This window comes from uncultured Adlercreutzia sp. (assembly GCA_910585575.1).
Lineage (GTDB): Bacteria > Actinomycetota > Coriobacteriia > Coriobacteriales > Eggerthellaceae > Adlercreutzia.
This window is the reverse complement of record CAJUFS010000099.1, coordinates 1-6,814: the sequence shown is the minus strand read 5'-3', so window position 1 is coordinate 6,814 and position 6,814 is coordinate 1. Positions and strand designations below refer to the sequence as shown.

At 63.2% G+C, this 6,814-nt stretch carries 7 protein-coding genes; 2 read left to right on the top strand and 5 right to left on the bottom strand.

Annotation, left to right across the window (positions count from 1 at the left end):
* The 3 genes from QZ307_RS10360 to dtd form a co-directional block, all read right to left on the bottom strand.
* Nucleotides 1–455, bottom strand: a 455-nt coding sequence (locus QZ307_RS10360; RefSeq protein WP_295999593.1) for an FAD-binding protein, incomplete at its 3' end; no start/stop codon positions are given.
* 291 nt (nucleotides 456–746) lie between these two features.
* Nucleotides 747–1,304, bottom strand: coding sequence for a DJ-1 family glyoxalase III (locus tag QZ307_RS10355; RefSeq protein WP_295999591.1), 558 nt, complete (start codon nucleotides 1,302–1,304; stop codon nucleotides 747–749).
* Nucleotides 1,305–1,457: 153 nt separating this feature from the next.
* Nucleotides 1,458–1,904: a D-aminoacyl-tRNA deacylase gene (gene dtd, locus QZ307_RS10350; protein WP_295999589.1), complete on the bottom strand. Its 447-nt coding sequence runs from the start codon at nucleotides 1,902–1,904 to the stop codon at nucleotides 1,458–1,460.
* 171 nt (nucleotides 1,905–2,075) lie between these two features.
* On the opposite strand from dtd, the gene QZ307_RS10345 reads away from it, so the two are divergent.
* Both QZ307_RS10345 and QZ307_RS10340 read left to right on the top strand, forming a co-directional pair.
* A complete protein-coding gene (locus QZ307_RS10345; RefSeq protein ID WP_295999587.1) occupies nucleotides 2,076–3,029 on the top strand; it encodes a gamma-glutamyl-gamma-aminobutyrate hydrolase family protein in 954 nt (317 codons plus the stop codon).
* 9 nt (nucleotides 3,030–3,038) lie between these two features.
* A complete protein-coding gene (locus QZ307_RS10340) occupies nucleotides 3,039–3,845 on the top strand; it encodes a DNA/RNA nuclease SfsA (RefSeq protein WP_295999585.1) in 807 nt (268 codons plus the stop codon).
* Between the two features lie 145 nt (nucleotides 3,846–3,990).
* Here QZ307_RS10340 and QZ307_RS10335 read toward each other — a convergent pair whose 3' ends face one another.
* Both QZ307_RS10335 and QZ307_RS10330 read right to left on the bottom strand, forming a co-directional pair.
* A complete protein-coding gene (locus tag QZ307_RS10335; protein ID WP_295999582.1) occupies nucleotides 3,991–5,364 on the bottom strand; it encodes a Na+/H+ antiporter NhaC family protein in 1,374 nt (457 codons plus the stop codon).
* 142 nt (nucleotides 5,365–5,506) lie between these two features.
* A partial coding sequence (locus QZ307_RS10330) for an alanine/glycine:cation symporter family protein (RefSeq protein WP_295999580.1) occupies nucleotides 5,507–6,814 on the bottom strand: 1,308 nt, incomplete at its 5' end.

Sequence of the window (6,814 nt, the reverse complement as noted above, 5' to 3'; positions counted from 1 at the left end):
TCGATCATCTCGCCGGACTTCTCGGCCCAGGTCTTGTACAGCAGCATGTTGGCGTCGCCGGACTGGACATCGGCGGCATAGTTCAGCAGCTCGGGCACGTCCACGGGATGGTCGGGCTCCAGCTTCGAGTTGATGGCGCCCACGGCCTCGCGGGCGGCCATCACTTCGCCGGCCTTCTCCAGCACGATGACCTTCGCGCCGTTCTGGGCGGCCGTGGCGGCGGCCACCACGCCGCCGTTGCCCGCGCCCACTACAACGATGTCGGCCTCCAGCGTCTCGGCAATGTCGGTGGGCATTTCGGGCTTGTCGCGCCACGAAGAAGCGGCGCCGGTGTCAGCGGTCTTGGTGCCCTCGGCAGCCTGCTGCGGGGCGCAGCCGGCCAGGCCCATGGCGGCCAGGGCGCCCGCAGCTGCGGCGCCGGTCAGAAATCCGCGGCGAGAAAGATTGGTGTCCATGTGATTCCTCCTTGTAAACGGTTCGCGTCCGTCCCTCCCTTGCGGGGCGAACGCTTTGCAGATTACGGAAGAGCCACGGAAGAAACATCGCCCGCATTCGGGTATTTACCCTGACTTCACCTGGGGAAATACAGAATATACCCGAGAATAGGGGAGATGGTTTCCGCTACTAAAAAGGGGCGATCCCACCAGGAATCGCCCCTTTAATTGGCACCGTCGCGCCGCTCGCTTTCGCCTGTGGTGCGTCTAGCGTCAGCACAGGCGCGGAAGTTGTCCTGCGGCGCCGCTTTCCTACTTTAAAAGCAGCATGTCGCGACCCACCTGGGCGGCCACGGCGTCACCCATAAGCGCGTTCAGGATAGCGATGCCGAACACGAGGGCCACCGCCGGGCCCGTAGCCGTAATGAGGTTGCCGTCAACCGCAACGTCGCTACCCGCCTGATACACACCTTCGGGGAAGTTCGTCTGGCAGCCGGGGTAGCACACCGCCTCGCGGCCCTCCAGCAAGCCGAGGTCGGCCAAGATGGTGGGGCCGGCGCAAATGGATGCCACGGGGCGATCGTCGGCCATGCGCTTGCGCAGGTCCTCGGCCAGGGCCTCACACTGAGCTAGATTCTCCACGCCCACCGAGCCGCCGGGCACAATAACGATGTCGTAAACGTCGAGGCGCACGTCCTCCACCAGGGTATCGGCAGTGACCGTCACGCCTTGGGCCGCCAGCACCTCTTTGCGTCCCATGACAGACACCAGATCCACGGCCACACCGCCGCGACGCAGCACATCGGCCGGCCCGATGGCCTCTACCGGCTCGAACCCGTCGGCCAACATAATGGCAGCTGTTTTATTCATAGTGCACGTTCCTTTCCACGTACGAGCGAACGGCTTCACGGTACCAGACCGCGAGCCACAATCGTCTGGGCAAAATCCTCCCGGTGGGCGAAATGACACCCGCTCTCCTTAGGGGCCACGCCGGCACTGCGTCCCGAAACAGCAGAAGCGCCCTTACCACTGCTCCGTATCCAGCCACAGCGTAAACGGACCGTGGTTGACCAGAGCCACGTCCATCATGGCGCCGAAACGACCCGTTGCTACGGGGAAGCCGTCCTGACGGGCCAGCTCGGCGAAGTGCTCGTAGAGTCGCTCGGCCACCGCCGGGTCGCCGGCCTCGGTAAAGGAGGGGCGGTTGCCCTTGCGGCAGTTGGCGTACAGCGTGAACTGGCTTACCACCAGCACTTCCCCGCCTACGTCGACCAAGCTCAAGTTGGTCTTGCCCTCAGCGTCGTCGAACACGCGCAGCTTGGAAATCTTTCGCCACAGGCGCTCGGCCTCGACCTCAGTGTCGCCATGGCCCACCCCCAACAGGATCACGAAGCCCTTGCCAATAGAGCCAACTACCTGATCATCCACCGTCACCGATGCACGGCTGACGCATTGCACCACTGCTCTCATAGCCCGTCCTTTCCACTTGCTGCGCCTATTGTAGCGAACGAGCCATCAAACGCGAGCGCCCCGGCCGATCTCGGATTAACATCCTGCATTCGCTTTTATCTATGTCGCATTCCCCCTGCTCCGTGCTACCCTGTTCGAAACTATCAGCGAAAAGGAAGTGCGAGCACTACCATGATCATTGGCATCACCACCACCCTGAACGAGGCCGACGGCTATCAGCGCGTCAACGTCGAATACATCAACCGCGTGGCAGCAGCAGGCGCTACGCCGGTGCTGCTTACGCCGGTCCCTGGGGGCGCCGAGGTGAATCGCCGTCAGGCCCGCGCGGTCATCGACAGCCTGGACGGCCTGGTCATTACCGGCGGCGGCGACATCCACCCGCGCTACTACGTGCCCGCGCCCGACGACAACCGCGACGGCATGGCCATGGAAGACGTGGCCCATCTGGGCTGCGGCTCCTCGTCCTCCTCGCGCTGCCGCTCCACCGGCGCCGAGGTGCCCTTCTGCGGTCACTACGTCTCCGATGCCGCCTTCGAGCAGGCCATGGGCGCGCTGCCCGATGTGGACGAGGTAACGGAGCTGGACGGCCGCCACGTGCTTTCGGCTTCCGACGGCCCGCGTATTCCCTGCCTGGACGGCCTGCTGGCCGTCAGCGAGGACCGCGACGGCTTCGAATTGGAACTGGCAAAACTGGCCCACGAGCGCGGCCTGCCCACTCTGGGCATTTGCCGCGGCATGCAAGTGATGAACGTGGCTTTGGGCGGCAGCTTATACCGCGATCTGTACAACTGCGGCGTCACGGGCATCGGCCACCGCCAAGAGCCCCCCTACGACCGCACCACTGATACCGTGCGCATTGCCGCCGGCAGCCTTCTGGCCGGCACGCTCAGCGCCGCCGGCACTTTCGCCGTCAACTCCATGCACCATCAGGGCATCGATCACGTGGCAAAGCCGCTGCTGGTCAGCGCCCGCTCCAGCGTGGACCGGGTCGTGGAGGCCGTGGAAGACCCGGCCCTTCCCTTCTATCTGGGCGTGCAGTGGCATCCCGAGTACCTTGACCGTCACCGCGGCATCTTCCGCGCCCTGGCCGGCGCCGCCGAGCGCTACGGCGCCGAGCGCGGCTAGCACACGCCCATGGTTCGCATCGCCAACGACGCTCCGGCCGCTCAGGATCCCCCAGAGGTCCCGCTTTCAACCGGCGAGCCCTTCATTCCCTTCCCCGAGCCTTTACGCGAGGGCGTCATTGTGGCGCGGCCGAACCGCTTCATCATGGACGTGGATTTCGGGGAGGGTCCGGTGGTGCGCTGCCACTGCCCCGCCGTGTCGCGCATTGGCGGGCTCGATCTGGCGGGACGCCCCTGCCTGGTATCCGACAGCCATAACCCCAAGCGCAAAATGCCCCTGACCGTAGAGGCCTACTCCTTGGCGCAGCCCGAGGACGCGGTGAAGCCCTGGATAGGCATTAACCAGAACGCCTCGAACCGCTACGTGGAGCAGTTTCTGCGCGAAGGGGCGCTCGAGGCCGTCACGGGCCCCGTAAGCACCGTGCGCCGCGAGGTTCCCCTGGGCGATTCGCGCCTTGATTTCCTGGTGAACGACAACTTGTATCTGGAGGTGAAAACGCCCCTGGTGCAAATGCAGACGGAGATTCCCTCGTACGTGCCGCGGTTGCCCGAAGCGCCTTTCAACTCCACCGAGCGCTCCCTGCGTCACTTACGCGAGCTGGCCGCCTCGCTGGAAACCAACGAACGCGCCGTCATCCTGTACTGCCTCTACTACGACAACTTCGGGTTTCGCTTTTACCACGGCACCACCTACGACGAGGTGCTGGCAACGGTGGATACCTGCCGCGCCGCCGGCGTGGAGCTGTGGCAGGCTGACTTCAGCGTCAATCCCGAAGGAGTTGCCCTGCAAGCGTGCCACCCGCTGGAGGAGTGGTAGGCGCCGGGCGCGCCGCCGGGGGGGGGCGCAGTCGCACAAACCCCCTCGCGCGCAAAGTGCCCATGCCGCATAACAAGAAGGGCCCCGATGGGGCCCTTCGTTAACGCTCCTTAGTGATGCGCGCGGTTAGCCGCACCCGCTCGGCTTAGGCTACTTCCTCCACCTCGACCACTTCGAGATCCTCATCCTCGTGCTGCGGGGTGTAGCCGCGGTTGTCAGGAATGAGGAAGATGAACACCAGTGAGCTGAGCAGCAGGAAGAACGGGTAGAACAAGAACGGCATGATCTGGAAGGCCGACACCGCATAGCCCAGCTCGGCGCAGGCGGAAATGGCCACGAGCATTTGAGCGCCGTAGGGAATAACTCCCTGGAACACGCAGGAGAAGGTGTCCAGCAGCGACGCCGTCTTGCGACGCGAGATGTCGTAGGTCTCGGCCATCTCGTGGGCGATGGGGTTGGCCATGACGATGGCCACGGTATTGTTGGCCGTGGCGATGTCCATGGCGCCTACCAGCAGGCCCATGCCCAGCTGACCGCCCTTGCGGCCCTTGAACACGCGCTTGATGCCGTTCAGCAGAGCCACAAAACCGCCGTTCTCGCGGATAAGCGCGCAAATGGCGCTAACCAGTACCGCCACCATGGTGGTCTCGAACATGCCGGCGGCGCCGGTGCCCATGTTGCCCAGCAAGTCCGTGGCAGGCACGGCTCCCGTGGTCACCACCACGACGGATCCCACCACAATGCCCGCCAGCAGCACGATGAACACGTTGATGCCCAGAATGCCGCCGATAAGCACAATCAGGTACGGAATGAGCTCGATGAGGTTGTACTCGTTCTGCACCGTGCCCGTGATGTTCTCGCCCAGGGACAGCACCAAAATGATGACCAGCGTGACCAAAGCTGCCGGCAGGGCAATCTTGAAGTTCTCACGGAACTTGTCCCCCATCTTGCAACCCTGGCCCTGACAAGCCGCAATGGTGGTATCGGAAATAAAGGACAGGTTGTCGCCAAACATAGCGCCGCCCATAACCGAGCCCACGCACAGAGGCAGGCTGAAGCCCGAGGCCGCCGACACCGCCGCGGCAATGGGCGTGATCAGGGTGATGGTGCCCACCGACGTGCCCATGGCCAGCGAAACAAAGCAGCTGACCACGAACAGCACGGCCACCGAGAACTCGGCGGGAATGATCGAGAGCATAAGGTAGGCCACCGACTCGGCCGAATCACGACCCACGGTGCCCACGAACACGCCGGCGGCCATGAAGATGAGGATCATGGTGACGATGGTCTTGTCACCAATGCCGCGACCCATAATAGTAAGCTTGCGGTCGAACGACACCTTGCGGTTCTGGAAGCAGGCCACCAAAAGCGCAATCAGGAAGATGACCACAATGGGAATGTTGTAGAAGCCCATGGAAATGCCCATGCCGTACTCGAACATAATGCCGAGGCCCAAATAGAGCACCAGAAATACCCCGATAGGCAGAAGCGCTGCCACATTCCCCTTTTTATCCGCCATGACCTTCTCTTTCCATTCCTAACGGTTATCGTGCAATGCGATCGACCAGTATAGCGCACCCATCGCGGCTCCAAGCAGCAAAAAGGGCACCCTCCGAAGAAGGTGCCCTCAGGTCGCGCGGACGGTTGTTCCGGCCGTCGATTTACTTGCCGGCGTTCTCGATGGCACGCTCGCGATCCTCGAGGTTCTCCTCGCGGATGTCGGTGGCATGCTTGTCGTGGGCCGCGTTGGCAATGGAGATGATGGCGCCCGACAGCGCGAACAGCGCGATGGCGTTGGGGATGACCATCAGCTGGTTGAACATGTCGGCCAGCTCCCACACCAGGTCATTGGACAGAATGGAGCCCAGGAAGATGAACACCAGGGCAATGATGGTGAAGGGCATGATGGCCTTCTTGCCGAAGAGCCACTCCACATTCAGCTTCGCGAACAGGTTCCAGGAAAGAATGGTGGAGAAGGCGAAGAACAACAGGCAGATGGCCACAAACCAAGCGCCCGGATTCTCGCCGAAGAACTGGCCGAAAGCCAGCTGGGCAATGTTGGTCTTGGTAACCGTCTCGGCGGTGAGGGTCATGTAGTCGCCCGTGGCCAGCATGCCGTCGCCCACGTAGAGCACCGACAGCACCACCAGCGCCGTCATGGTAACCACCACGATGGTGTCGATGAACACGCCGATCATAGCCACAACGCCCTGCTCGTGCGGGGTCTTCACCTCGGCCAGCGCGTGAGCGTGCGGGGTGGAGCCCATGCCGGCCTCGTTGGAGAACAGGCCGCGCTTCGCGCCCTGGCTGATGGCGGCGATGATGCCGAAGGTGGCGCCGCCCACGGTAGCCTCGGGGTTAAAGGCGCACTCGAAAATAAGGCCGAAGGTGGCCGGAATGTTCTGCGCGTTCATGATGAGCACGATCAGCGAGCCTACCACATAGAGGATGGCCATGATGGGCACGATCTTCTCCGTCACCGAAGCCAAGCGAGCCACACCGCCGATGAACACGATGCCGGCCAAGATGACCACAATGATGCCGATAAGCCAAGTGGGGACACCGAAGGCGTTGTTCATGGTCTCGGCGATGGAGTTCGACTGCACCATGCAGCCCATGAAGCCCAGAGCCAAAATGATGGCCACGGCGAAGAAGCCGGCCAGGAACTTGCCCAGGCCGCCCTTGAAGGCCGTGGTGATGTAGTACACCGGACCGCCGTGCACCGTGCCGTCGGCGTCAACCACGCGGGTCTTCTGCGCCATAACGGCCTCGGCGTAGTTGGTGGCCATGCCCAAAAGCGCGATGATCCACATCCAGAAGATAGCACCCGGACCGCCGATGATGATGGCGCCGCAGGCGCCCACGATGTTGCCGGTGCCCACCTGGGCCGCAATAGCCGTGGACAGCGCCTGGAACGACGTCATGCCGCCGCCCTGGTTGCCGCCGCGCAGGCTGAAGTTGCCGAACAT

What these genes read in the sequence shown, in the direction of transcription:
- QZ307_RS10355 (WP_295999591.1), bottom strand. Translation starts at nt 1,304, where the DNA reads ATGAATAAAACAGCTGCCATTATGTTGGCCGACGGGTTCGAGCCGGTA.
- dtd (WP_295999589.1), bottom strand. Translation starts at nt 1,904, where the DNA reads ATGAGAGCAGTGGTGCAATGCGTCAGCCGTGCATCGGTGACGGTGGAT.
- QZ307_RS10345 (WP_295999587.1), top strand. Translation starts at nt 2,076, where the DNA reads ATGATCATTGGCATCACCACCACCCTGAACGAGGCCGACGGCTATCAG.
- QZ307_RS10340 (WP_295999585.1), top strand. Translation starts at nt 3,039, where the DNA reads ATGGTTCGCATCGCCAACGACGCTCCGGCCGCTCAGGATCCCCCAGAG.
- QZ307_RS10335 (WP_295999582.1), bottom strand. Translation starts at nt 5,364, where the DNA reads ATGGCGGATAAAAAGGGGAATGTGGCAGCGCTTCTGCCTATCGGGGTA.